The 926-nt window shown below is 50.5% G+C and carries 2 rRNA genes; both read right to left on the bottom strand.

Features of this window, described 5'->3' with window-relative positions:
• Nucleotides 1-119 (bottom strand): 23S ribosomal RNA (locus tag MHZ92_RS21275); the annotation flags it as partial.
• Nucleotides 120-386: 267 nt separating this feature from the next.
• A 16S ribosomal RNA gene (locus tag MHZ92_RS21270) occupies nt 387-926 on the bottom strand; the annotation flags it as partial.

Here is a 926-nt window from a genome sequence, read left to right as displayed (position 1 = left end):
ATTCGGAAATCTTCGGATCACAGCTTACTTACAGCTCCCCGAAGCATATCGGTGTTAGTGCCGTCCTTCATAGGCTCCTAGTGCCAAGGCATCCGCCGTGCGCCCTTTCTAACTTAACCTTTATACGGATTTCGATCAGCCGTTGGCTTCTCGCAATCCTCGGGTGTTTACTGATGCATAGCGATATGCACAGTAAACGTTAAAAAAGTATTGTTCAATCACTAAGTGATCGACTCGGTTGATTACTTGATGTTTTGTTGCTTCAATGTCGTTTTATCCAGTTTTCAAAGAACAAGTTTTGAAAGTCATCAGAAGATGAACCTTCAAAACTGAACGCAAAACGTCAACGTATGAACCAGAGGTTCATATTCCGTAATTATCCTTAGAAAGGAGGTGATCCAGCCGCACCTTCCGATACGGCTACCTTGTTACGACTTCACCCCAATCATCTGTCCCACCTTCGGCGGCTGGCTCCCGTAAGGGTTACCCCACCGACTTCGGGTGTTACAAACTCTCGTGGTGTGACGGGCGGTGTGTACAAGACCCGGGAACGTATTCACCGTGGCATGCTGATCCACGATTACTAGCGATTCCGGCTTCATGCAGGCGAGTTGCAGCCTGCAATCCGAACTGGGAACGGTTTTATGGGATTGGCTCCCCCTCGCGGGTTTGCAGCCCTTTGTACCGTCCATTGTAGCACGTGTGTAGCCCAGGTCATAAGGGGCATGATGATTTGACGTCATCCCCACCTTCCTCCGGTTTGTCACCGGCAGTCACCTTAGAGTGCCCAACTGAATGCTGGCAACTAAGATCAAGGGTTGCGCTCGTTGCGGGACTTAACCCAACATCTCACGACACGAGCTGACGACAACCATGCACCACCTGTCACCGCTGTCCCCGAAGGGAAAGACATGTCTCCATGCCGG

This window comes from Sporosarcina sp. ACRSL, assembly GCF_022346605.1.
Classification (GTDB): domain Bacteria; phylum Bacillota; class Bacilli; order Bacillales_A; family Planococcaceae; genus Sporosarcina.
This window is presented reverse-complemented; position numbering and strand designations above follow the sequence as displayed.